At 49.2% G+C, this 25,326-nt stretch carries 19 protein-coding genes, 1 pseudogene and 1 riboswitch; of the genes and pseudogenes, 4 read left to right on the top strand and 16 right to left on the bottom strand.

All coding sequences use genetic code 11. The annotated features are described in order from the left end of the window. The first annotated feature begins 45 nt into the window (after positions 1–45). Together QU597_RS14350 and QU597_RS14345 are read left to right on the top strand one after the other, a co-directional pair. Entirely contained in the window at positions 46–567 is a 522-nt protein-coding gene (locus QU597_RS14350; RefSeq protein ID WP_310828637.1) for a DUF3231 family protein, read from the top strand. A 124-nt stretch (positions 568–691) separates the two neighbouring features. Then, the gene (locus tag QU597_RS14345; RefSeq protein WP_310833318.1) at positions 692–1,324 is read left to right on the top strand and encodes a LysE family transporter; all 633 of its coding nucleotides are present in this window, start codon (positions 692–694) and stop codon (positions 1,322–1,324) included. Here the strand turns inward: QU597_RS14345 and QU597_RS14340 are convergent. The 9 genes and pseudogenes from QU597_RS14340 to QU597_RS14300 all read right to left on the bottom strand — a co-directional run bounded on the left by QU597_RS14340 (position 1,321) and on the right by QU597_RS14300 (position 11,489). Continuing rightward, positions 1,321–2,763 carry an amino acid permease gene (locus tag QU597_RS14340; protein WP_310828636.1) on the bottom strand — a complete coding sequence of 481 codons (1,443 nt, stop codon included), beginning with the start codon at positions 2,761–2,763 and terminating at the stop codon, positions 1,321–1,323. The two genes, QU597_RS14345 and QU597_RS14340, sit on opposite strands and share 4 nt — an antisense overlap. Before the next feature lie 163 nt (positions 2,764–2,926). Next, positions 2,927–3,157, bottom strand: coding sequence for a DUF2188 domain-containing protein (locus QU597_RS14335; RefSeq protein WP_310828635.1), 231 nt, complete (start codon positions 3,155–3,157; stop codon positions 2,927–2,929). Between the two features lie 94 nt (positions 3,158–3,251). Continuing rightward, positions 3,252–4,487: an MFS transporter gene (locus QU597_RS14330; protein ID WP_310828634.1), complete on the bottom strand. Its 1,236-nt coding sequence runs from the start codon at positions 4,485–4,487 to the stop codon at positions 3,252–3,254. Positions 4,488–4,637: 150 nt separating this feature from the next. After that, a complete protein-coding gene (locus tag QU597_RS14325) occupies positions 4,638–5,111 on the bottom strand; it encodes a MarR family transcriptional regulator (RefSeq protein ID WP_310828633.1) in 474 nt (157 codons plus the stop codon). Between the two features lie 32 nt (positions 5,112–5,143). Next, positions 5,144–5,629 (bottom strand): nitroreductase family protein, encoded by a 486-nt coding sequence (locus QU597_RS14320; protein WP_310828631.1) that lies wholly within the window; start codon positions 5,627–5,629, stop codon positions 5,144–5,146. Positions 5,630–5,659: 30 nt separating this feature from the next. Further along, entirely contained in the window at positions 5,660–6,781 is a 1,122-nt protein-coding gene (locus tag QU597_RS14315; protein ID WP_310828630.1) for an NAD(P)/FAD-dependent oxidoreductase, read from the bottom strand. Between the two features lie 38 nt (positions 6,782–6,819). After that, a complete protein-coding gene (locus tag QU597_RS14310; protein ID WP_310828629.1) occupies positions 6,820–7,698 on the bottom strand; it encodes an amidohydrolase family protein in 879 nt (292 codons plus the stop codon). Between the two features lie 20 nt (positions 7,699–7,718). Continuing rightward, complete coding sequence (locus tag QU597_RS14305) at positions 7,719–10,832, bottom strand: GNAT family N-acetyltransferase (RefSeq protein WP_310828628.1); 3,114 nt, start codon at positions 10,830–10,832, stop codon at positions 7,719–7,721. A 160-nt stretch (positions 10,833–10,992) separates the two neighbouring features. Beyond that, a pseudogene (locus QU597_RS14300) lies at positions 10,993–11,489 on the bottom strand (DedA family protein). 269 nt (positions 11,490–11,758) lie between these two features. Beyond that, positions 11,759–11,861, top strand: a riboswitch (purine riboswitch). Between the two features lie 108 nt (positions 11,862–11,969). On the opposite strand from QU597_RS14300, the gene QU597_RS14295 reads away from it, so the two are divergent. Further along, positions 11,970–13,016 carry a Rieske 2Fe-2S domain-containing protein gene (locus tag QU597_RS14295; protein WP_310828627.1) on the top strand — a complete coding sequence of 349 codons (1,047 nt, stop codon included), beginning with the start codon at positions 11,970–11,972 and terminating at the stop codon, positions 13,014–13,016. A gap of 159 nt (positions 13,017–13,175) precedes the next feature. Here QU597_RS14295 and QU597_RS14290 read toward each other — a convergent pair whose 3' ends face one another. Next, positions 13,176–15,368 (bottom strand): YhgE/Pip family protein, encoded by a 2,193-nt coding sequence (locus QU597_RS14290; protein ID WP_310828626.1) that lies wholly within the window; start codon positions 15,366–15,368, stop codon positions 13,176–13,178. 108 nt (positions 15,369–15,476) lie between these two features. Here QU597_RS14290 and QU597_RS14285 point away from each other — a divergent pair, with 108 nt between their 5' ends. Then, positions 15,477–16,373 (top strand): LysR family transcriptional regulator, encoded by an 897-nt coding sequence (locus tag QU597_RS14285; RefSeq protein ID WP_310828625.1) that lies wholly within the window; start codon positions 15,477–15,479, stop codon positions 16,371–16,373. A 154-nt stretch (positions 16,374–16,527) separates the two neighbouring features. Here QU597_RS14285 and QU597_RS14280 read toward each other — a convergent pair whose 3' ends face one another. From QU597_RS14280 to kdpF, 6 genes are all read right to left on the bottom strand, one after another. Beyond that, a complete protein-coding gene (locus tag QU597_RS14280; RefSeq protein ID WP_310828624.1) occupies positions 16,528–18,006 on the bottom strand; it encodes an Lsa family ABC-F type ribosomal protection protein in 1,479 nt (492 codons plus the stop codon). A 276-nt stretch (positions 18,007–18,282) separates the two neighbouring features. After that, positions 18,283–20,598 (bottom strand): histidine kinase, encoded by a 2,316-nt coding sequence (locus QU597_RS14275; RefSeq protein ID WP_310828623.1) that lies wholly within the window; start codon positions 20,596–20,598, stop codon positions 18,283–18,285. Positions 20,599–20,665: 67 nt separating this feature from the next. Beyond that, positions 20,666–21,280, bottom strand: a complete 615-nt coding sequence (kdpC, locus tag QU597_RS14270; protein WP_310828622.1) for a potassium-transporting ATPase subunit KdpC — start codon at positions 21,278–21,280, stop codon at positions 20,666–20,668. Between the two features lie 39 nt (positions 21,281–21,319). Next, positions 21,320–23,353 carry a potassium-transporting ATPase subunit KdpB gene (gene kdpB, locus QU597_RS14265; protein WP_310828621.1) on the bottom strand — a complete coding sequence of 678 codons (2,034 nt, stop codon included), beginning with the start codon at positions 23,351–23,353 and terminating at the stop codon, positions 21,320–21,322. Between the two features lie 18 nt (positions 23,354–23,371). Then, positions 23,372–25,048 carry a potassium-transporting ATPase subunit KdpA gene (gene kdpA / locus QU597_RS14260; protein ID WP_310828620.1) on the bottom strand — a complete coding sequence of 559 codons (1,677 nt, stop codon included), beginning with the start codon at positions 25,046–25,048 and terminating at the stop codon, positions 23,372–23,374. 33 nt (positions 25,049–25,081) lie between these two features. Beyond that, positions 25,082–25,159 carry a K(+)-transporting ATPase subunit F gene (gene kdpF / locus QU597_RS28780; protein WP_206105117.1) on the bottom strand — a complete coding sequence of 26 codons (78 nt, stop codon included), beginning with the start codon at positions 25,157–25,159 and terminating at the stop codon, positions 25,082–25,084. Positions 25,160–25,326: the final 167 nt, after the last annotated feature.

Raw genomic sequence — 25,326 nt, 5'->3', positions numbered from 1 at the left:
GGGTATGCTAACTATGTTCAAATCTAATGACAAAGGAGCTTGATTATGACTGGAATTCTAGGCGGCAATCCAAAAGAAGAACCGATGCATTATGGTGAAATCTACGGCGTATGGCAAGCCTCTATGGTGGCTAAGGGTGCACTTTCTTGTTACAGGGCTTTTTTGTATCACGCCGGTGACAATGATCTCAAGAAAATATTAAATACGATGATTGATCAGGCGGAACTGGAAATCAGTGAATGTGATTCGCTGCTGGCAGAGCAGGGGCTGGCTTCAGCTCCGGTATATCCTAACCGGCCAGAGACTAAGCTGGAGGATATTCCTGTTGGTGCGCGGTTTACAGATCCCGAAATCGCAGCCAAACTTGCAGCTGATAATGCAGCCGGACTTGTGGCCTGCAGCCAGATGATGGGCCAATCGATCCGGGAAGATATCGGGGCATTGTTTGGTAAATATCATCTTACTAAAGCGGGCATCGGCCTTAAGGTCCTTCATCTGTCCAAGAAAAAGGGCTGGCTCATTCCTCCACCGCTTCAAGTGAAAAGACCCGAACCTGTTAATGCTTAATTAATGAGTTTTACTGCCGAATTTAGGAATTGAAGAAGGCCCGCGAACTTTCGCGGGCCTTTGTTTTGGTTGTCCTACATCGTCCTTTTGCAGAATAGACTATCTAAAAAAGGAGGACGACACCATTAATATTTTTGTCGGGTATATTTTTCTGGGGTTATCCCTTTCGGCGCCCCTCGGCCCCATTAATGCGGCGCAGCTGGACAAGGGTTTGCGCGGAGGGTTTTGGCACGCCTGGGCTGTCGGCCTGGGAGCGATAAGCGCCGATATCATTTACATGCTGCTCGTTTATTTCGGTATGATTCATCTGCTTGATGCACCGTTTGTCAAAGCATTCTTATGGTTATTCGGTTTCTTCGTCCTGGTCTATACCGGTGTGGACAGCATCAGAAACGCAGGAGACATTACCGCGACAGAAATGCGGGGAAGTGATGCTTCACTCTTCAGATCATTTCTGTCGGGATTCCTGATGTCGCTGTTCAATCCCCTCTCTATCCTGTTCTGGCTGGGCATTTACGGATCTATCCTGGCCAAGGCTGCTAGTGAGTATCCAATGCAGCAGTTATTGATTTACAGCGGAGCCATTGTACTCGGCATTCTGCTCTGGGATGTAACTATGGCTGCCGCTTCCAGTATATTCCGCAAATTGCTGACTATCCGGGTATTGAGGGCTATCTCTGTGTTATCAGGCCTGTCCTTGATCGTATTCGGCTTTTACTTTGGCGTACAGGCTGCCAGGCTGCTATTTTTCAGCTAAACCTTATTCTTACGCAGCCGGATGCCTTTAATCCGAAATTCAGGCCCGCCGGGAAGGCTGCGGTGTGCATCCGTCATTCCATCCGTCTGCGATTCTTGGTTGCCATTACCGGCAGAATGCTTTTTCCGCACCCGCTGGACAATGAAGTCACTCAGCGCAATTACAGCGACAATCAACAGACTGATGTAGAAGCCCGGCCGGCTGAGCGCATGAAAAAGAGTACCCGCAACTGCAGCGCCAATCAGCAGTAATCCGATCCAACGTTTTATTCCGCTCAATTTATCCGGCTTAAGCAGTCTTGCAGACGAGAGCAGAATAAAGGACCAGTTATACAAAATCATAAGTCCGGCGGCTGTAGTAATGTATTCATATACCTTACCCGGTAACCACAGCGACATCATGATTGCACCCAGCAAACCGACAGCAATCAGGCATAGGGCGTATAACGGATATTTATCCTTCAGTTTCTTTGAGAAAACCTTGGGGGCATCCCCTTCCTGGGCAAGGGTGAGCATCATGGAAGTTATCGCATAGAGCGATGCGGTCATTGTAGAGAATCCGGCAACAATTAATACACCGTTAAATACATGCGGCACAAAAGCCAAGTGGTCACTCCGCAGGGCAAGCACAAACGGACTCTCCTTCGGATTGAAGGCCTTTAACGGCACCATCGTCACAGCCAGTCCGATTGACAGGACATATAACACCGCCAGGACCAGCAGCATTACCTTGCCTGCTTTGGGAGCCTCCTCCGGTTTCTGGAGCCTGTAGGACATAATACCGAGCACTTCAATGCCGCCGTAGGCATAATAAGCAAAAATAAAAGCCGACCATAATCCAATCGTTCCTGACGGCAACAGTTCGGGCATACTTAACGGAAGTTTTGGGGTATATTTGCTGCCACCAATCCATCCGGCCAGTAGAGCCACTGCAACAACCAGGAACATCAAAATAGCAGCCACTTTAATGACAGCCAGCACATTTTCAACCCGGTCAAATTCTTTATTGCCGAAAAAAACTATGCATAAGCCCAAGACGGCAAAACCGGCCGCAAAGATCCACATCGGCACAGCCGGGAACCAGAAACGGGAGAATATGGACAAGGCCGTGAGCTGACTCCCCATAATTAACAGTTCCGAAAACCAGTATACCCAGCCGCTCCCGAATCCGGCCCAGCTCCCAAAAGCCTTTTTGGCATAGGACCGGAATGAGCCCTGCTCGGGATGTTGTGCCGTCATTCGGGCCAATGCATCAAATACCATATAGGTTCCAATTGCCGCTAACGTGTAGACAAGCAGTACTGCGGGTCCGCCGATCGTGATCGCCAGGCCCGATCCAAGAAAGTACCCTGTACCTATAGTTCCAGCTACTCCTAACAAACTTAGCTGCCACCATTTTAACTTTTTGCCCTCCTGTGCCTTATCTGAAGCTTGGTTCATGAATTCCGTCCTCATCACATTTAGAATTTTGAGAGTTCTCTCATTATCTAGAATCCCCTTTTAGCCTAAATTCATGAAAAAAAATCATTCTCAATCCACAGCAAAAACCCGCACATGGACAACTTGCTTCCATAATGCGGGTATCTTGGAGATTATCGGGGACTTACCCTTTGGGCGGATACGGATCATTTCCGTAGCTGATTGAATCGGATATTTTACTGTCCCTGTTATGAATTTTCAGCTCCGTTCGGGCATTTATAGCTTCCCTTTTCCCGGCCTTTTCTGCCTGTTCCTTTGTGCGGTGATGGCTGAGCTTGTTTCCGCCCTCCTGATTATCCCAACCGCCATCCTCACTTGGGGTCGTGTGAATTTGATGCTTGCGCTGATCTTCCATTGGTAAGTCCCTCCTCTACAGAGTCCTGTTTGCCATTTATTAACCGGATCATTGAATCCGTAACCATAAGTACATCGTGCCATCAATGAAATGGCTACACCTTTACATTCGTTCTTTTGTACAAAATAGGTATTGCCGCTGCTATAAGGATCATCCCCATAAAAGCGGGTGAGGCAGACCCTAGTGAAACATAGATCTGACCTCCGATGAGGGGACCGATCACTCTTGCCAAAGCCTGAATAGATTGGCTGCCTCCTTGAATCCTTCCTTGTTCACTGGAATCCACAGATTTGGAGAGCATTCCATTGAATGAAGGTCCAAAGACCGAATCACCAAAACCAAAAATAAACATGCCGGCGATCATGAGCGGATAGAAGGAGAATAAAGCGGATAGCGCAATAAGACTATAGCCTATAATTTCCGATACCATTCCGACGATTGCTATCTGCTGATCACCAAGTTTCTTCAAAAGCTTGGGCATTATGAAAGCCTGGGAAAAGATGTCCTGGAAACCCATAATCGAAAACATAAGTCCGATGAGTGCTGGCTTCCAGCTGAAGGTATCCATTGTAAATTGTGAAAAAACAGCCTGTAAAGATCCGTTAGGTATCCAAAGCAGGAACGCTGAGATAAGCAGTCTTCTTAAATTTTTCATGGAAAGCAGGTTTGCAAGCTGTGTAAATGGATTCAGTCTTATCAAGGTAATCTCTTTCAGTCTATTCTTCTTTTCAAGGCTCTCAGGCATAAAAAACAATCCGTACACCACATTCAATAAAGTGACTGCGGCTCCAAAATACATGGGTACAGAATAACCAAACCTGGCAAGGAATCCGCCTATGGTCGGGCCAATCACAGTGCCAGCACCTACAACCGCACTTACCCAGCCAAAATATTTGGTTCTCTGCTGCGGAGGAATAATGTCTGCAAAGTAAGCGAAGATGGTGCTTATGCTCCCGCCTGTTATACCTTCAATAATACGTCCGGCAAATAGGACACATAGCGCTCCACCCAGGCCAAAAACGAAGTACCCGGCTGCAGAACCCAGCAGACAAATCAGGAGCAGTGGACGACGGCCATATTTGTCGCTTAAAGCCCCAAGGACGGGAGCCGCAAAAAACACACAGACTGCATAAACAGAGGTCAACAGCGTAACTGCAATCGCCTGATCTCCCGGATGAGTTATATAGGGCTGTACTATGAACGGGACGACAGGTGCGATGATACTGAAGCCTAATCCGCAAAGAAACACTGAGATAAGACCGAATATTAAAGCGTGTTTATCTACAGTTTGTTCTGCATCTGGTTTAGGGTTTGATGTGGATCTAAACATGAAAATCTCCTCTCAAAGGCTATATTTTATTTCCTTGGAAACAAAAACATCGTATCGCATTATTGTTTCCTAGTCAACAAAAAATAATAAAAAAAGCAGCCCGCTCTTAGTAGAGCCCGGCTGCTTGTGGTTTGATTTGACGATTCAATTTTATTCCGGCTTAATGTTCATAGCCTTTTTCTTTATTTCTGCATCCAAATGGGTATTATACTTCTCCACAAAACTTAGCATACTGTCAAATTGCTCCTCAGTGACTTGTTCAAAAACGGCCCTATCCCGCTCTTGAAATTCTTGGTGCAGTCCCTCATGGATGTTATATATTACTTCCCCTTGTGCAGTAAGCCTAAAATAGATTTCTTTCTTATTCTCCGGCTTCTGGTAGCTTTCAATTAGGCCTTTTTCGATGAGCTTTTTAGTTATTTTACTTATGGCACCTCTAGTCATATAAAAGGACTCCGCAAGCTTTGTCACGTTGGAATCTGCATTTTTCCCAATGTATTCTATGCAGTGTACTTCAGAAGCTTTATAACCCCTCAGAGCATCTTCCATCTTATCTTTATTAAGCGAAACCATCTTGTTATATAAGTCCCTGAAACCGGTTGTGAGCTGTTCTTCTTTGTTCATAGCCTGTCCCCCTACCCGCGCATGCATAACCATTATGTCAAATAAGTAATTTTGGAGGCTAGCGGAGTTCTCGGCTTGAGCGCCGGAACTTCTTCCGGATAGCCGATACCGAATATACCGATTACATCGTAATCTTCCGGCACACCTAGAGTGGCACGATTGCGGGGCTGAGCTCCTAAGGATGCCCAGTACGCACCAACGCCAGCTTCATGGGCAGCCAACAAGAAATTTTGTGCAAAACAGGCAGCAGCCATTACATACTCGTCCCGTTCAAACGGAGTAGCCGCGGGTTTAGACAATAAGGCAAGAACGACTGGAGCACCGCCAAAGTCTGTTTTGTGATTCAGCTTAGCCCTGGTCTCAGCTCCAATGAATAAAATCTCCCAAGGCTCGGTCATCCGGTGATTCGGGGCGTAGCTTGCAGCTTCCAGCCAGGAGAGCACAGCCTCTTCACTAATGGCATCAGGCTTGAATTGTTTAATGGTTCTCCGTGTTTGGATTAGGTCAATGATTGTCATTGCTTGAGGCACCTTCCTCTCTTGTATAGCTCACTCAACTGCTTTTTGAACATCGTAATCATGGAGTTCAATATCTAATTCTAATCCAAGTGCAAGCTTGGCCAGCTGACTGCCAATAAACGGCCCCATCGTTAAGCCGGATGCTCCAAGTCCGTTAGCCGTGATCAGTCCCTCCCAGCCGGGAAAAGCGCCGATCACCGGAAGAAAACCCGGGGTAAACGGGCGGAATCCTACTCTGACTTCCTGAAACGTACTGTCAGCTAAACCGGGAGCAAGCTCCAGCCCTTTATTCAGTATCTCCTGCATCCCGCCTACTGTGACCCTTGTATCATAGCCTTCGATCTCATTTTCGTGAGTCGCCCCTATGACGATTTTCCGGTCCTCAAAAGAGAGCAGATATTGATCCGTAGGCGGTATTATTACCGGCCAGGCGCCGGTATCTTGTTGGTCAGCAACCTGTACATGCATGATCTGCGCTTTTTGGAAATGAACCTTGAAGCGGATGCCCAAGGGCAGCAGCAAAGGACTCGCCCAAGCGCCTGCACAGACAATAACGGTGTCAGCAGTGAAGTTTTTGCCTCCGGCAACTGCCCCGGTGACACGATTATTGTCAAATTGCAGTGCTGCGTCCCCGTGCATCAGGACGGCTCCGTTTCTCTGGGCTGAACGCAGCAGTGCGTCGCGCAGCGCACGCCCGTCTATACGCGAAGCACCGCTGATCTGCACAGAATGGTAGCCTTCGGCTAATAACGGAAACCGGCTCTGAGTTTCTTCTTCATTAAGTACCGTAATCCCGCCGATTTCCGGCGCATCCGCTTGCCTCGATTGTGCCCGCTCGTGCATCCTGCTGATTTTCTCTATATCGTGATGAATACTTAAAGCGCCTACGTTCGCATACCCTGTATCGGTTTCACCTTCGCTACGGAGTTCCGCAATTAACCCGGGGTAAAACCGTGCACCTGCTTTTGCCAGCCCGTACCACGCCTGATTACGCCGCTGCGACAGCCAGGGACAAATGATACCGGCTGCAGCATCCGTCGCCTGTCCTTGATCCTTACGGTCTATAATCAGCACTTCTGCTCCCTCTTTTGCCAGCTGATATGCCGCTGAAGCACCAAGAATCCCTGCTCCGATAACGATGACTTTCTTCATGATGACATTCCTCTCCTGGACAAACATGCTTCCTTCTACTATTCGTTTGATTCTAATTCATTGATCAGCTGTTCCAGCTTAGGGAACACACGCAGTGCATTCTTATAAAAGACTTCCTCCCAGTAAGCTTCAGGGATGAGATGTTTTACAAACTTAATATACGCCTCCAGCGGAACCAGCGGCCAGTCGGTGCCAAAAACAAGCCGGTCATATTTCTCGGCAAATACGATGGCGCGGCGGAAATGGTCCGTATAGGTCTGCTCCGTCAGAAGGCGGTCAACTTTAGCAGGATCACCAACGATCCAGCCGGACAGATCTGTGTACAGATTCGGATTCTTCTCCAGCAGCGCCGCCGTGTCCATGACCCACGGATCACCCAGATGACAGAGCATAAAGGTAATGTCACGATGCTTCAGGAATGTCTCTTCCATAGACAGCGGATGCGAATATTTAAGCAGTCCCCTATCTGAATAGGTAAGGCCGCCATGTATGACAATAGGAAGCTGGTATGCCCAAGCCAGTTTGTACACCGGCGCGTAGATCTCATCTCCGACATTGAAATGATAATAGCCCGCGTACAGTTTGATCCCGACGGTCTTCTCCTGGCGCAGCGATTCTTCCAGCGCTTCAAGCTGGCCCTCCAGATGGAGGGTCAGCGGATTGATTCCGACACAGGTAAACAGATTGCCCGGAAGCTGTCCGCCCAAATCCAGCAGCATCGGATTCAATGCCGCGGCATCAGGAAAGGCACCTGCCACAGTTTCAGTAACTCCCATCCCCACTCCGGCAATTACACCGGTACGCCGGAACTCTTCAAGCAGTCCTTTTTCGGAGTAATCGATATTGGCCAATGTCTGCGCCGTCTCATGAAAGACCTCGATATTCGAGTAATGAACATGTGCATCTATGATTTTCATGGAAAAGTCCTCTCTTCAGTTTACTTCATAAACTTGATCGTTAACAAATCTTCGTAGGCTTGCTCCGGAATCTTCAGGTCCGAGATGAGATGAAACTGAGGTTTGCTGAACTGCCCGATCCCGTCCCGCAAATATAGCTTCTCTGTTGTATAGGATGCTATCACATGGGTGTTTACCATCAGCTCGGTAGCATCCAGCTCCGGATTGGCGATTAAGGTCAACTGCCGCTTCCGCTCTCTGGAGCTATATTGAATGATCCCGCTTGGACTGTTCAATTCACATTGTACTCTGCCCGCTTTATAGATAATGTTCTCACCGCTTGCGTTCTTTACACGCCCTCTGCTATCTATCAGGTCACTGCCTGTCTTATAGTAGCCCGATGAGATAAGCTCAAGCGGATACAGAGGCGATCCGGTATGCTGCTCAATCCTTACTGTAGAAGCAAGAACAGGTGCACCGGGCAGGAGCAGAAAATAATGATGCAGGGTAAGCCCCCTGAATTTAGGATTGTTCGTGATGGTTACACTCATCCGGATGCCTGACCAAAGGTTCCCTTTATTATCACTCATTTGAGCAAAAGCAGCTTCCCGCGGCTCTTCGATCAGGCTGAGCGGAGAGATCCCGTCGAAGCCGGCTGAAAGTCCGCCCATCCAAGGATTCCACCAGGATTTCGGCGCCGGATGCGGGAAAGAGGAATCAAGCCACTCCTCGCCGTGGTACTGTAGCGAAAACAATGCAGGAGCAAAGCTGCTGCTGGCCTGAATCTTAAGCACCCCATTATCCGCGATAAGCACCTCTGCCTGTTCTACATATCTGGTCTCTTGGATCATTTCATTGACGGAGCCCGGGAATATAAGGTAACTCTTATCCATTTCGTAAATATCCCAATCAAGCTGCACGGTTACCAGATCAGCTTCTGCACGTTGATTGGAGACAAGCGGAAGGTTAACCTCGGTGAGTTTCTGTTCGGCATTCACATCAAGGCTATGTTCCTCGAGGCTGTTTAATACAGAGGAAACGCCTATCCGGCCGTCTAAAAAGATTTTTTTGTGCTCCTGAAGCCGCACTACCGGTGATCCGCTTACAAAAGGGTTCCCGTCATTCAAGATGATTTTTAGCTGCGTTGAGGTATTTAGGTCCTGTGAATCGCCCTTAAGCAAAGCAAACGAACGGAAATCACGCCAACTGCTCCAGGTTCCCAGAGCAACACGGAGCGGCTTGGTATGAAGGATGCTGCCGGCAGGTATCTCCTTAAACTGATGCTCAACGGCATACATCCAATGGTCCCGGATCAGCTTCAACTCTGACGGCCAGGTAATCCCCCGCGTTGAAGTACCGTCATCTGCGAACAGCCAATTCTCCGTAAGCTCCTGTACTTCCCAATAATCCGGACTGGAAGCATGAACCCCTTGATGCAAGTCTATATACTCTCCGCGATAAGGAATCACGCCTCCGTCAAGACCAAAGCTAAAGCTGTCCTTCAGGTATAGATCCTCGTTCCTGTCTGTAGAAGATGTATTATGAATTTTGTAATGACGGGTAAATATTCCGTTGCTGTACAGCTTTACTACTACAGTAAATAGTAACCCGGCTGAGGAGTCCAGCTCGTACTGGGCTTCCAGCACCATAGCTTCCTCTTCCCTGTAATGAACCATCTGTAAAACAGGGTATTTCTTGTATTCATTAGTGTAAGGCAGACCGAATTTGGGATGGAACAGCCTGAACGCCCAATGTCTGCCCTCATAGAATGTAAGAGCGTTGCTGAATTTGTCAAGATATGCAGAATACGATCCGCTGCTGATCATCCAGCCCATATCCGTTTGACCGCCAAAAGCGGTATGTAGTCCGGGGAATGCTAGACTAAGCTCTTGTTGCACAACCGAAGACTCTCGGCTATCTTCACTCGCAGTAATATTTACGCGATGATGCCACAGTCCATACGCCAGTACTTTTGCCGCAAGCGGGATAGTTCTCCGGCCTTTAGCCGGAACCGCTATCCTTACGCCAGGTTCTTTAAAAATTAGAATGGAATCACTTGGCAAATCAAAAGCGAAAACCGTCTCGGTGTCATATTCATTCTCCACAGTCAAATCAAGCTCAATGTCTTCTCCGGCAAAAATGGTCCGATTCGGCAGCTCCAGCTTGAGCTTAACCGGAAACTTCGGCTCCACACCAAGTTTAAAAACGGCGGTTAAGCCGTTAATAAGCAGTTCGGCTTCCACGACCGGATGCGTCTGATAAGCATTTTGTTCTTCTTCCACCGGATGGATATAAAAGCTGCCTTCAATAGACTCCGTTGCCGCAATAACCCTGGATTCATTCAGCTCAAAATTGATTTGCTTATTGCTGATGCTTCTAACCTGTAGGGTTAAGGGTTGTCCGCTTTTATTTACCGCTTCATAGACAATAGGATAACTGTTTCCAAAAGGAAGCTTATGCTGCCGCGGAATGGTCGCCTGAATCAGATAATCCTCCGTTTCAATCAGCCGCAGGCCCCGCCCGGACCGTTCATACTCCATCTTCAGCTGAAGCGAATCCTTGCTCCACGTATATGTAAAATAATCAAAACCGTTTTCCTTCCGCCCGTCCGGCTGAACCGAGATTTCGCGGGTACTGTCTTTATACCAGTCTATCGTTTCAAAGTAATGTTTGACCGCTCCGGTTTGCAGGACAGAAGGGATAAAGTTCATTAGGTGTGTGGAGTCATCGCGTTTTTCCCAGAAAAATCCGCTTTTCTTATAGGTCGGAACCGCTTTGGTGTTGCCGGGCCAGGTATACAGGTCCAGCCGCGGCCAGCCAAGCTTAATAGTTTCCTCTAGAGCACGCCGTACAAGCATTTTGCCGATTTTGCGGCCGTGGTAATCAGGCCGGACATTCAACAAAGGTATATATAATGCTCCCGTATCTTCTTTGTAATGAGAGAAGCTGCAGTATCCGATGACCTCTTCGGCGACTACAGCCAGAAACAGTTTGAGGTGAGTGCTATTGCGGTGCTCATCGATCACACTCTGTTCCGTCTGATACGCATTATCTCCTCCCCAGCTTTCAAAACTTCTGTTCCACATCTCCGCAATGGACTTCGCGTGTTTGCGGGGTTCATATTCTTCGATAACGGCTTCTCCAGCTTGCACCATTAATATAGTACCTCCTTTGATTACTGTGTACGCCTTACTTTTCATGGTAAGGGATGGATAATCTTGTATATTACTTTTCTAGTATATACTAGTAACTTCATCCAAAGAAACTGCTCTTTACGTAAAAAAGAGAGATCATAGATCCCTCATGCTTACTTTTTTATTTCAAGATTGGCAGCCTGGCACCGGCAAAATAGCCGATAGAAACAAACAGAAGCGACCAGGTGAAAGCGCCTGCTAAGGTTACGAGCAGGAACTTTCTGAAGGACATGGCACTGATGCCGGAGATATAGCTTGTGACATGTCTAATTCCCGGAATAAAGTAGGCAAAGAATATCGTCCAGTTTCCAAAGCGGGAAAACCACCTCTTCACACTGGCAAATCTTTTGGGCGTAAGCCCTACCCATTTCCGAATTTATCGACCGCCGGCTGTCCCAGCCTTAAACCGATGGTATAGCTGATTAGCATGCCGGTTATTGAACCTATGAAACAAACCAGGACTGTTATCGAAAAATTCAGCACCATTACAGAAGACAAGTAACCTACAAACAGCGTCAACAGCTCGTCCGGAACGGGAAGCCCAATAATACCAAGCGCCAGAATCGCAAATATGGCTAAATATCCGTACTGTGAAATCATCTCAATCACCCAAGGCATCTATTCACTTCCTGCTGACGAATTTTTCCGTTCAAATACCACACTATAACAGACGACTTCATCAGTACTTTTCACTGCAAGGTAATAGATGCGAAGCTAAGATTGATTTCGCTAACTTTTTTCTTCTACAAGCATCCCGATATGTAAATTAACAATGAAACGAATTACTTCAATAACTCTAACCCAAATAGGCTAATTATATGTCATTAAAAATAACATTGACAAAAATAAGAGGTGTGTTTTATTATAAATTATATGATAAATGTCACATTAAATAACATATGAAATCTTGTATAAGCCCATTAATCGGAGTGGGCGTCTCGACCAGGCAACCGTAAATTGCCCCAGGCTACAAGAGGATGCATAAGCTGATCAGGCTTGTATTTTGATTACGAGAATACAAGAGCTGCTTCACTTGGCGCCTCTTCCGCCTGGGGTTTATTGCATTACTACTACAATTTCTGAAGGAGCGAACCAACTATGACTAAGACCAATGCGCTTGCCGAATTCCAAATGCAGCTTCCCCGTGACTGTACCTTTACCCCAAATGACTGGCAGATTCTGTCCCAGTACTGGTATCCGGTGGCTATTGCTGAAGAAATCCAAGATAAGCCGGTTTCCGTCAAACTGCTGGATGTAAAGCTGGTCTGTTACCGCAGTCATGGCAAGGTTGTGATTGCCCGTGATCTTTGCTTCCACCGGGGTGCTCCTTTAAGTCTGGGCTGGGTCGAGAACGAAGAGATTGTCTGCCCTTATCATGGTTTCCGCTACAACTGTGAAGGGGCCTGCACTTCAGTTCCGGCGCATCCGAGCGCCAAAATCTCACCTAAGCTGAAGCTGATCATGTATCCTGCTGTGGAGAAATACGGTCTTATCTGGACCTCGCTGGCAGGAACTGAGGAGCAAATCCCTGAATTCTCCGGCTGGGATGATCCGGATTTCATTAACATTCTGCCGCCAAGCTTTGACATTGCCGGTTCGTCCGGCAGACAGATGGAAGGCTTCCTGGACGTCTCACACTTCGCTTATGTACATGCAAATTCGTTCGCAGACCCCGACAACACTGAGGTTCCGCAGTACAAAGTAAGACGTGAAGGAAATGAGCTGTTTGCCGATTATTGGAGCACCGTCAGCAACTACGGTAAAGGTCAGGAGAATCCGGCACCGGAAGGCTTCATGTGGCTGCGGGCATTCCGGGTATTCGCCCCGTTCGCCGCATCGCTTACCGTACATTTTCCCGAGGATGGAAAGCTGATGATCCTGAACTGCGCTTCTCCTGTATCTGCAAGATATACCCGGCTGTTCTGCCCGATCTCACGTAACTTTGACAAGAGTGTGCCTACCGAAGATACGATTAACTTCAATCTCCAGGTGTTCTCGGAGGACAGAGCGATGGTCGAAGCACAGACACCGGAGGATCTGCCGCTGGATCTGACCGCCGAAGCCCATATTCCGGCTGATCGCACTTCTATCGCGTACAGACAGCTGTTGACTGAGTTAGGGCTTGGAAGAAATTATACCTCCTGAGTTCATATAGAGTTATTTACTGAACAAATAAGGGTGAATGTACCTGTTCTATACTTAGAACAGGTACATTCACCCTTTTCATTGATTAATTCCTGAATTTACTCCTGCCCATTATGGTATCAGGTCCTCCAGAGAATAGTGACAGCAATCGGTTTTAATTTAAGCGGATACGCCTTCCCCCTTTTCAATAGAGTTGCCGTTCTGGCGCAAGAAGTAAAGCAGCGTCAAGAGCACGAAGCCTGCCGCATAACACAAAAGAATACCGGCCTGATGCCACATTAAGCTGTAATCACCGCTGGAAATGACAGCCTTAAGCCCGCGGATGCTATGGGTCATCGGCAGATAAGGATTTAAGCGCTGCATCCATTCCGGCAGCAGTTCCCGGGGAAATGTGCCTGCGCTCGAAGTGAGCTGGAGAATCATCAGAATGATTACGACGAACCGGCCTGGCATATCAAGCCAGGTGACAATGGTTTGTATAATCATAAGGAAGGTCAAGCTGGTAAAGAACGTAAACAGCAGAAAGAGCGGGACATTCTGGACTTTGAGGCCAATCCCGTACAGCAGAATCAGAGCGGCAATCAGCGATTGGGCGGCGCTCATCATCATGAATGTCAGCGTCCGGCTCAGGAAGCGGCCAAACGGCTGTGCGCCTGTAACGGTTGAGGTGCGTGCCGGGATTACCACTGTCAATACAAGACCTCCGACAAACAGAGCCATAGACAGGAAATACGGAGCAATGCCAAGGCCGTATACCTCTACCTTTCTGTCTGTGTTCTCTGTAAGCTTCACCGGATCAGCAAACATGCTGACTGTTACCTCATCATTCTTCACAGATGAGGTCCGCTCTTGTGCATCGTTCAGCTTCCCGGCAAGCTCATCCAGCCCCCCGGTTAATTGCCCTGCACCGCTTTGCAGCTGCCCGGCTCCACCGCTGAGCTGCTGTGAGCCGCTTGCCAGCTCGGCAGCACCGCCGCTGAGCTGAGCTAATCCATGTCTGAGCTCCGTAATTCCTGTGCTCAGGCGGACGGCACCGGCAGCCAGATCTGCGCTGCCTGCTGCAGCAAGATCCAGCTTGCCGCCGAACTGCTGCACTCCGTCTGCCAGCCGGCTGTTCCCGGCGGCCAGCTGTTCAGCTCCGTTCAGAAGCAGCAGCTGCCCTTGCGCAAGCCTGCGGCTGCCCCCCAGCAACTGCTGCTGGCCTGCCGCCAGCGACTCACTGCCGGTTAGCAGCTGTTCCTGCCCGGCGCTTAATGCTTGGCTGCCCTCCGCCACCTTCCGGCTGGCTTCCAGCAGCTGCTGGATAAGCGGATTCTGGGCCAGCTGGGCATTGGCCCCGGCCAGCTGTTCCAGCCCGCCAGCGACCTGCTTGGCACCGTCGGCCACCTTCGAGCTGGCTGCAGCTGAGGCATCCAGCCCCGAGGCAAGTCTGGCTGCCCCTTCCGAGGAAGCTTCAAGTACGTCGGCCAAAGCCTGACTGCCTGCAGATGAAGTCCGCAGGCCTGCGGTCAACTGGTCTGCACCTGCCTTTGTACTCACGGCGCCTGCTTCCAGCTGGCTTTCAGCAGATGACAACTGCTTCAATCCATCCGTCAAGCTGCCAGCCCCGGCAGATAACGAGACCGCTCCACTGTGCAGCTTCTCAGCTCCCTGCTCTAGCGGTTTTACTCCATTCACCACCAGCTGAGTCCCTTCAGCCAGCTTGCCGATATTGGTTTTCAGCATCCCGGCACCGGACTCCAGCTTATCCGCACCGCTGTTAAGCTGCTCAGCTCCGCTGCCTGCCTGGCCCAGCCCTGTGGAAATTTCCTTGATTTGATCGAACAGGCTGCGGGCGTAAGACTCGGTTATTTGAGCTGAAATGCTGGATTTGATTTCTTTTACAGCATTGCTGCCAATCTGTCCGCCGACATAGTTGTAATTCCAGTTCGGTTCATAGATGATATCTGCCTGCTCAGGCTGATCATCCATCAACGTTGTTGCTTTTTGCGAAAAATCCGCCGGTAAGGTTACTGTCATATAGTACACATTGCCGGTAATCCCCTTTTGGGCTTGCTCCTCATTCACAAACGACCATTTGAAGCTGCCGTTTTTCTTGAGCTCCTCAACTACATCTTTACCGATATGCAGCTCGCTGCCGGCAAATTCCGCTCCCCTGTCAAGGTTGACAATGGCTACCGGAAGCTGATCCAGCTGTCCATAAGGGTCCCAGGAGCCTTTTATCATCACTCCGCTATAAAGTATCGGCAAACAGGCGACGACGACCATAGTGATCAGGCTGGTCCGGTTTTGCAGCATCTTCTTCAAATCCTGGACGAAAACATTTAATCCACGCATGATTCTTCTCCTCATTCTCTGTGTTCTCCTATATTGACTTCTGGCACATACTAACATATATTTTTAATCAATTAAATTAATAATATATTGATATTAGTTAACTTATAGTTAAGGAAAGTGAGTGTGACCCTTGTGAATCTGGAACAGCTGGAATGTATAGTGGAAGTTGCCCGATGCGGATCGCTTACCCGCGCCGCACAGAACCGGCTAATGACTGTCGCTGGTGTCAGCCGTGCGATTTCCCTGCTGGAGCAGGAACTGAACATGCAGATTTTTATCCGCTCCCGCAGTGGTGCTGTTCAAACCCCGGAAGGTGAACTGATTATCCAGAAGGCGAAGAATATACTTAAGGAAGTACAGGAGCTGCGCATTGAAGCGCAAAATTACAACGGGATTAATAATGCCAAGATCCGGATAGGCACCATTCCCGGACCGATGGGCCTGCTGGTGGATGTGCTGGTACAGCTCAAGAAGGACTATCCCGGCCTGCAGCTCGAAATTATTGAAGGCGGAACAGTAGATTTGCTGAGGGAAGTATCGGATGGCAGTCTTGATCTTGCTTTTATTTTGCTGTCCAGCATGAATGAGAAATATCCCGATTTGTATTTTGAAGAGATCATTGAGGGCGGACTCGTTATCGGGGTAAGCAAACAGTCTCCGCTCGCAGCCAAACAGAGTGTGACTCCGGATGATCTGCGGAACAGCAGCTTTGTATTGTATGACGATAAATATATTGCTAATATAGTCGCCCAGCTCGGGGATACAGCAGATGTTCTATTCCGCACCAATCATGTGGAAGCGATACATAGGGCAGTAAGAGAGAATCTCGCGGTTACGATAGCTACCGACTTCTCCCTTAAGGGCTATCCGTGGATAAAGGCCGGGGCCGATATCACCATGATTCCGCTACTTATCACGGATGCCAAGAAGCACTATCTGTACGGGGTCCGGAAGGCTGAGAACACCAGCCACAAGGTATTGAATATTTTCATGAACCGGGTGGGCCAAGGCATTAAGTGAGGTGCAGATTCGCGGATACAAGCATCCCGCCAAAAAGCCGCGATAACCGCGGCTTTTTGGCGGGAATATGCTCGGTGGATAGCTTGGGAAAGGATATGATTCTGTAACCGGTCAACTGGCGCGCGGATGCTTTAGATGAAGAGCTGATTTCGGATTAAAGTTCAATAACCTTAGTAGCAATGTTCCTGCAAAACTCCCGGTCATGCTCAACAAACAGCAAGGTTGGTGTGAATTCAAGCAGCAGCTCCTCAATTTGCATCCGGGAGATGATATCAATATAATTTAGCGGCTCATCCCAGATATGCAGATGAACTTTTTCACTAAGACTCCGGGCGATCAGCACTTTCTTCTTTTGGCCCCCGCTGTACGATGACAAATCTTTTTCAAACTGCAGTCTGGCAAAATCGAGCTTTCTCAGGATCGCTTTAAACAGGCTTTCATTAAGATCATGCTGCCGAGCATACTCTGATAAGCTGCCCTGCAGGAATGAAGTATCCTGGGATACATAGGAGATTTTCAGCTGGCTGCCCGTTCTGACAGTACCGGAATAGCTTATATTATCACCGGTGAGCAGTTTGAGCAGACTGGATTTCCCGGAACCGTTTTTGCCGGAGAGGGCAATACGCTCCCCCTGTTCAATTACAAAGTTAACGTCAGTACAGACCGTCCGCTCCCCGTAATGAATGGAGACATGGTCGAATTCGGCAAGCTGTTTCTTATGATAAGCTAGCTGGGTGATTTTCAGGCTGCTGGAGCTCTCTATATTCTGAAGAAGCTTGGATTTCTCGTCGATGGCCGTCTGCTGCCTTTGCTCGATGGATTTCGAGCGCTTCATCATTTTGGCGGCTTTATGTCCGACATATCCTTTGTCTAACTTCGAACCTGAATTCCTTGTGCCGTTTTTTGTCTTCTCTACTTCATGTGACCAGTTGCTAGTGCGTTTGGCGGCATCCGACAGGCGTTTGATGTCTGTACGCAGCTTGTCATTCTCCGCAAGCTCATAGGCATCCTGCCTCTTTTTATTGTCCCACCACTCGGAGAAATTGCCTTTTTGAATGTCGATACCGGTCTTGTTGATGGAGAGAATATGATCTACACAATTATCCAGGAAGGCCCTGTCATGGGATACCAGAATATAGCCGCTTTTCCCTTTGAGATAATCACTGACAAGCTGTCTTGCCTCCATATCGAGATGATTCGTCGGTTCATCGATCAGCAGAAAGCTGTCTTCCTTCAAAAATAACGCCGCAAGCAGCACCTTCGTCTGCTCTCCGTTCGACAGCGAATCAAAAGGACGATACAGTACATCATCTGAAACCTGCAGCAAGGATAGCTCGCGCACGAACTGCCACTGTTGGGCATCCGGGCAAATCTCTTCAATCACATCCAGGGTCAGATATTCTTTGTGCTCCACGGTGAACGGGAAATATTCAAAGCTGACTTTTGCCGAGATGCTTCCGCTATATTCGTATTTACCGAGCAGCAACTTCAGAAAGGTCGTCTTTCCTCTTCCGTTTCTTCCCGTAAATCCTAGCTTCCAATCCGTATCCAGCTGAAAGCTTACCTTCTCAAAAATGTTATCGTAGCTGCCGTCATAGGCAAACGTTAAGTTCGACACATTAATTAATGACATGAAGTAATCCTCCTGTATAAAAAAATGAGCTGCAAGAAAGTTAGCTTTCCGCAGCTCAAATAAATACAGCAAACCCAGTCACCTGGCGGTACTGGATAAGGCTATTATTCTGAGTGAACGGATAATGTAACCTTCTTGCACATAAAGAATAAAACAAGCGAAATAGAACTCGCTGGAACTGTTTTATTGTTTTATATAAGCGCAAGAAATCCTACATTATCCTTGTCAACTCCTGTCATTTAGGTATTCGTATCATAACATTGCCGCTTTTTGATTTCAACACTTCCTCAAATCCGCTACAATCAGCATATCCATATGGCGCGCGTTCCGGAGCAGGAAATGTACAAAGCTTTCCTTGAAAAAGGACTGCCATACCGCTCTTCGAGATTGCCCGATAATCAGCTGGGTCGTATGCACTTCATTTATCCGGCTTAACAGGTGCTCATGAAAATTACCGCTGCTGCCCGCCTCGGCAGTTTCCATTTTTCCGCCTAACCTTTCTGTCAAATGCCGCAGTGTCTCAAGCCGCTTCTGCTCATCATCCATGAGGGGCGCCCCGCAATGCACATAATTCACATACCATTCTGCCTTTAAGCGGTGGGCGATACGGAAGCCGCGGCGGATCAACCGTTCTGCCTGCGGCCCCAGATCCACACACACAAAGATAACCTCACGTCTGCTCCAGGGACCGCGCAGGGACGTATCCCGGTCCCATGCTTCCAGCCGTTCATCTACATCATCAGCAATTTCACGCAGGGCCAGCTCGCGCAGCGCGATTAGATTGCCGAGCTTAAAAAAGGATTCCAGCGCCTGATTCACCTTATCGGAGGCGTATATTTTCCCTTCCCGCATCCGTTCCTGCAGCATTTGCGGCGTGACGTCGATCAGCTCGACTTCTCCAGCCATTTTGAGTATCGCATCCGGCACGGTCTCGCGAACCCTTACACCAGTTAGCTGGGCTACAGCATCGTTCAGACTTTCGAGATGCTGAACATTCACTGTAGTGATGACAGAAATACCGTTTTCTAAAAGACGGATAACATCCTCATACCGCTTACCGCTCTGACTGCCGGGCACATTGGTATGGGCCAGCTCATCCACCAGTACAACCTCCGGGTGGCGGGATATAATTGCCTCAGTATCCATTTCTTCCAGCTGAGTGGACTGATAGGGAATCCTAGCCCGCGGAATCAGTGGTAACCCGCCAATCTGCGCCTGGGTTTCTTTTCTTCCGTGGGTTTCCAGCAGTCCTATTACCACGTCGATCCCCCGGTTTAGCAAAAGATTGCCTTCCTGCAGCATTTTATAGGTTTTGCCTACTCCGGGAGCCGCACCGATATAGACCTTGAAGGTTCCTCGCCTAATCGTTTCAATCTTCCGTTCCAGCTCTTGACGGGTCAGACGGTGAAAAGGCTCTTCTGAGCTATCGGATTGCGATTTGACCGGTAAAATCCGTTCCCCGTCCTGCTGCACCCGGTCTGCCATCAGAAACACGTCGATATTCCGCGTTTTCCGCAGCACCTGATTCGCAATGGAGCCCTGCCACTTTTCCTGCCAGCGGCTTTTTTTCGAATGCCCCATCACAATCCGGGTCACGTTATTTTGCGTGGCATACCGTACAAGGACAGAGGGCAGCTGGCGGATATGGTCCAGCGGAAGCTCTTCAAATTTCCCTTCCACCCGGTCAACCAGCTTCATGATCGAGCGCTTGAAGGTCTGCTGATCCTTGGTCAGTTTGCGGTTAGGCAATACAAAGGTTACAACCCGCAGATCACCGTTTAGGCGCTTAGCAATCTGCTGGCCTCTCCTTACGTAGAGCGAGCCGTTCCAGTGGTACTGGCTGGAGACCAGAATCCGCTCCGTTGCACCCGAGGGTCCTGTGAGTCCTTCAGCTTCGCGGTGTTTCTCCAGCGATTCATTCACACCCTCTGCCACCAAACGCAGCGACAGTTCACGGAGCACGCCGAGGTTTCCTCTGCGTGACATTGCAGGATGCGCCTGATCACCCAGGATGCCTTCATCAATCCGCTTAAGAATCGTCTCTGGCGATACATCGATCAGCCGCACTTCATCCGCAAGCTCCAGGGTATTCAGCGGAACCGTCTCTTCTGAACGGATCCCCGTCATTTGAAAAATGATTTCGCCTACTCCACCCAGCTCATAAACATTAATCGTCGTAATAATGCTGATGCCGTTGTCCATTAAGTAGCGGATATCTTCCAGTCTTGTCGGAAAACGGGCTCCGTCACGGTTACGGTGGGCCAGGCCATCCACCAGGACCACTTCCGGATTGCGTTCAATTATGGTCTCTAGTGGAAGATCCTTCTGCTCCTTGCTGCCCTGCCACCAATGGATGCTGGGTATTCGTTCAAGATCCGCCAGCTGCTGGACAGTTTCAGACCGTCCCATAGTCGAAACAGCACTGATCACCACATCAATCCCCTGCTGCTTCAGCAGCTTGCCTTCCTCCAGCATATGATAAGTTTTGCCCGAGCCGCTAACAGAACCGATGATTATCTTTAATCTGCCCCGGTGCAGCTTGTAGATGGAATACAGGATTTCTTCCGGGCTTTTACGTTTATAAGGGGCCATACCTATCCTCCATCCATAACCGGCAAGTACCCTGCCCGCAAACCGCGCGGACAGGGCAAGAGCCGGATTATTTCGCAGATAATTCTGAAAGAGCCAAATTGAGCTTCAGCACATTTACACGTTCCTCGCCGAACACGCCCAGGTCACGGCCTTCGGTCGTCTTCACTATCAGCTCCTCAAGCTGATCCGCTGGAATGCCGGTCAGGTTACTGATTCTGGGAATTTGCACCCTGGCAGCTGCAGGCGAGATATGGGGATCAAGACCCGATCCGGAATTCGTAATCAGATCAACGGGCAATTCACTAATTGGCACCTCCGGGTTATCCTTCTTCCATTGTGCGATACTCTCACTGGTACGCTGCAGCATATCCGGATTGGACGGGCCATAATTGTTCGAGCCCGAAGCTTCAGCCTTGTAATTAATGCTCGATACCCGGCCTTGAAATAACGACGGATCTGTGAAGCTCTGTCCGATCAGCTCGGAGCCGACAACCTCGCCGCTGCTGTTCTTCAGCAGGCTGCCGTTAGCCTGAGAAGGCATAAATACCTGGGCAAGCGCAGTCGAGGCCAGCGGATAAACAATTCCGCAAAGAATAATAAATACGGCGCTGAGTCTTACTATGCTTATGAAATAAGAGGTTTTGGAAATGGAAGATTGCTGGTTGGATTCATGATTTAACATTATTAATGTTCATCCTTTCTGCCGCTATAACTAATTACTCTAGATCCAAAGGCTGACAACCATATCAATCAGCTTAATGCCGAGGAAAGGCACAACCACTCCACCGAACCCATAGATGAAAATATTGCGCCGCAGCAGCCTGGTGGAGCTCATTGGCTTATAGGATACGCCCCTCATGGCAAGCGGGATCAGCAGCGGGATAATGATCGCGTTAAAGATCAGCGCGGAGATAATCGCCGAGCTTGGCGAGCCAAGTCCCATAATATTCAGCACTTCCATCTCCGGAATAGCCAGTGTGAACATCGCGGGGATGATGGCAAAATACTTGGCAATATCATTGGCGATACTGAACGTGGTCAGTGCGCCACGTGTCATGAGCAGCTGCTTGCCGATCGCCACAACCTCAATAATCTTGGACGGGTCGGAGTCCAGATCAACCATATTGGCCGCTTCTTTGGCAGCTGAAGTGCCGCTGTTCATTGCCAGCCCCACATCCGCTTGCGCCAGTGCCGGCGCATCGTTGGTGCCGTCACCCGTCATGGCCACCAGCTTGCCTTCCTTCTGCTCACGGCGAATGACCTCTATTTTGTTCTCCGGTGTACTTTCGGCAATAAATCCGTCCACACCCGCTTCAGCGGCTATCGTTGCTGCAGTAAGCGGGTTGTCACCAGTACACATAATGGTTTTGATTCCCATTTTACGCAGCTCTTCGAACCGCTCCTTCATTCCAGGCTTAACGGTATCCTTCAGGTAAATGAGTCCGTAGATGCGGTTATCTACTGCTACAGCGAGCGGAGTGCCGCCTTTGCCGGCAATGATGTTCGATTGCTGATCCAGGTTATCCGGTATGACTCCTCCTTGAGAAGCCACCCAACGTTTGACGGAATCCACGGCCCCTTTGCGGACTTTATGTCCATCCGACAGATCCATTCCACTCATCCTGGTTTCAGCCCGGAATTCTATGAACTCTGCTCCTGACGCAAGTCCGGTATCGTAGTTATATCCCAGCTTTTTGACGAGTTCAATGACAGAACGTCCTTCCGGGGTCTCATCCTTTAGTGAGCTGAGCACTGACCATACGGCCACATCTTCCTCCGTCTCCTTGCCAACAGGAACAAATTCGCTCGCCATCCGGTTCCCGAAGGTAATCGTCCCGGTCTTATCCAGAATCATCGTATTGATATCCCCGGCGGCTTCAACAGCCTTGCCGGACATCGCCAGTACGTTGAATTGGGTCACACGGTCCATCCCCGCTATCCCGATAGCCGAGAGCAGTCCGCCGATTGTCGTTGGGATTAGACAGACCAGCAGTGCGATCAATACCGGTATTTCCAGATCAACGTTAAGGTAGGCCGCAATAGGACGCAGCGTAACCACAACAATCATAAATATAATCGTCAAGCTGATCAAAAGGGTATTCAGCGCGATTTCGTTCGGTGTCTTCTGGCGCTTCGCCCCTTCGACCAAGGAAATCATCCGGTCCAGGAAGGACTCGCCGGGATCACTGGTAATCCGCACCTTAATCTCATCACTAACAACTCTGGTGCCGCCGGTTACCGAGTTGAAGTCTCCGCCCGCTTCCTTAATGACAGGAGCCGACTCGCCCGTAATCGCGGATTCATCCACTGAGGCCAAGCCTTCAATGACTTCACCGTCGCCGGGAATCAGTTCACCTTGGCTGACTACGACGATATCTCCTTTGCGCAGCTCGGAAGAAGCTACGACCTTAATCGAACCTCCAGCCACCTTGTTCGCGGAGATATCCTGTTTCGTCTTCTTTAGGGAATCCGCCTGCGCTTTGCCGCGCCCCTCCGCAAGTGCTTCTGCGAAGTTGGCGAACAATACAGTAACCAGCAGGATGAAGAATACCGTAATATTGAATCCTATAGCTTCAGTTGACTTAAAGTAACCTTGGAACATCACCATCAGCAGGACAATAAACGTACCTATTTCAACAACGAACATGACCGGATTCTTCATTAAGGTCACCGGATTCAGCTTCACAAAGCTGTCCTTGACCGCACTTCGTATCATCGGGCCACTCAGCAGTTTCTTTTTCTGTACAGTACTCATTTCTGTTCTTCCTCTCCCCTAGCGTAGAGTCAAATGTTCAGCAATCGGCCCAAGTACCACAACCGGCAGGAATGTCAGCGCACCGATAATCAGCACCGTGGCGATAAGAATACCGGTGAACAGGCCGTTGTCTGTGCGGAAGGTGCCGATCGTCTCCGGAACAGGTTGCTTGCGGAGGAGCGAACCTGCAACAGCCAGCAGAGCGATAACGGAAACATACCGTCCGAGCAGCATGACCACCCCGGTCATCATATTCCAGAAGGTATTATTATCCGCAAGCCCCTCAAAGCCTGAACCGTTGTTCGCCGCAGAAGAGACGTATTCGTACAGGACTTGTGTAAGACCGTGGTATCCCGGATTACTGATTGCACCTTGACCCAAATCCGTCAGGAATGAGGCGGCGGTAGGAACCAGAATAATCAGCGGATGGATCAGAATGGCGACCGCGATCAGCTTCATCTCCCGGGCTTCAATCTTGCGGCCGAGAAATTCCGGTGTCCTGCCGACCATCAGTCCGCAGAGGAAGACAGCGAGGATGGCGTACATCAGCATGTTCACCAAGCCGACGCCTTTGCCTCCGAACACATTATTAAGCATCATCAGTGCCAGCGGAGTTATACTGCCAAGCGGTGTCTGTGTATCATGCATATTGTTAACACTGCCAGTCGTAGCCGCAGTCGTCACCGTTGTGAACAAGGCGGATTGCGGTATGCCGAAGCGTACCTCTTTTCCCTCCATGCTGCCCTGTGAAGCATCGATTCCCATCGCATTTATCGCAGGATTCCCGCTGCTCTCCGCATAATAGTTAAGCGACAGCAGCAGTACGAACAGTGTCATCATGGCAGCGAAAATTCCCCAGCCCTGCCGTTTGTTTTTGGCGAACAATCCGTACATATAGGGAAGTGCTGCCGGCAGCATCCACATCGACAGGATTTCGATTACATTCGTGAGCGGTGACGGGTTCTCGAACGGATGCGCCGAGTTGGCTCCGAAGAATCCGCCGCCGTTGGTACCCAGATGTTTGATCGATTCCAGTGAAGCGACCGGACCTGTAGCAATCTGCTGCACTTGACCTTCTAACGTTGTTAACTGAATCGTAGGCTTCAAAGTCTGCGGAACCTGCAATCCAACCAGCACCAGGGTAATAAGCAGTGCAAGCGGCAGAAACACCCGGGTAATCGCCTTGACAAAGTCTTCGAAGAAATTCCCCAGAGAACTTCTTCCGGTAATCCCTCTGACAAAAGCTACAGCTACAGAAAAACCGCTGGCAGCAGAAGTAAACATGAACATCGTGATTACAGCCATCTGCGAGAAATAAGAAAGTCCTGTCTCCCCGCTGTAATGCTGCAGATTGGTGTTGGTAATAAAACTGATCACTGTGTTAAAAGTAAGCGTCTGTTCCATTCCGGATGTCCCGTTTGGATTGAGCGGCAGGCCCGCCTGTAACCGGAGAACGATGTAACCGAAGGCAACCAGTACAATGTTAGTCGTCAAAAAGCTTATGGCATAGGTTTTCCACGACATTCCGTCCCGCTTGTTAAGGCCGCTTAGTTTGAAGATCCCGCGTTCGACACCGCCGAAAATGCGGTCTGTCTTGTTCGGTTCATTTGAGAATACATGATATAAATAAGTACCTGCCGGTTTTACCAGCAGCAGCAGTATGGCAATGACTACGATAATTTGCACAATGCCCACGAATGACCCTCCTTAATATATAGCTCTAGTTAATTAGAATTTCTCCGGATGAATCAAGGCGTATACCAGATACAGAAACAACAGAAGAGTTACTGTTAATACCACTGTCATAACTCTGTCCCTCCCTTGTCCTCAGCCACATGCCCGCACCACTGTGCAAATGCGTAGAAAACTCCGAATATTACAGCGAGCACTGCTACCATATACACGTCCATCATCGTCCTCACCATTCCTCTCCATCATGATCTGTCTCTTTAGCATCTCTTTCTGATTTTCAG

Origin of the sequence: Paenibacillus pedocola, assembly GCF_031599675.1 — a bacterium.
Classification (GTDB): Bacteria; Bacillota; Bacilli; order Paenibacillales; family Paenibacillaceae; genus Paenibacillus_AQ; species Paenibacillus_AQ pedocola.
The sequence above is the reverse complement of the archived record's forward strand: the minus strand, read 5'-3'. Positions and strand labels throughout refer to the sequence as shown.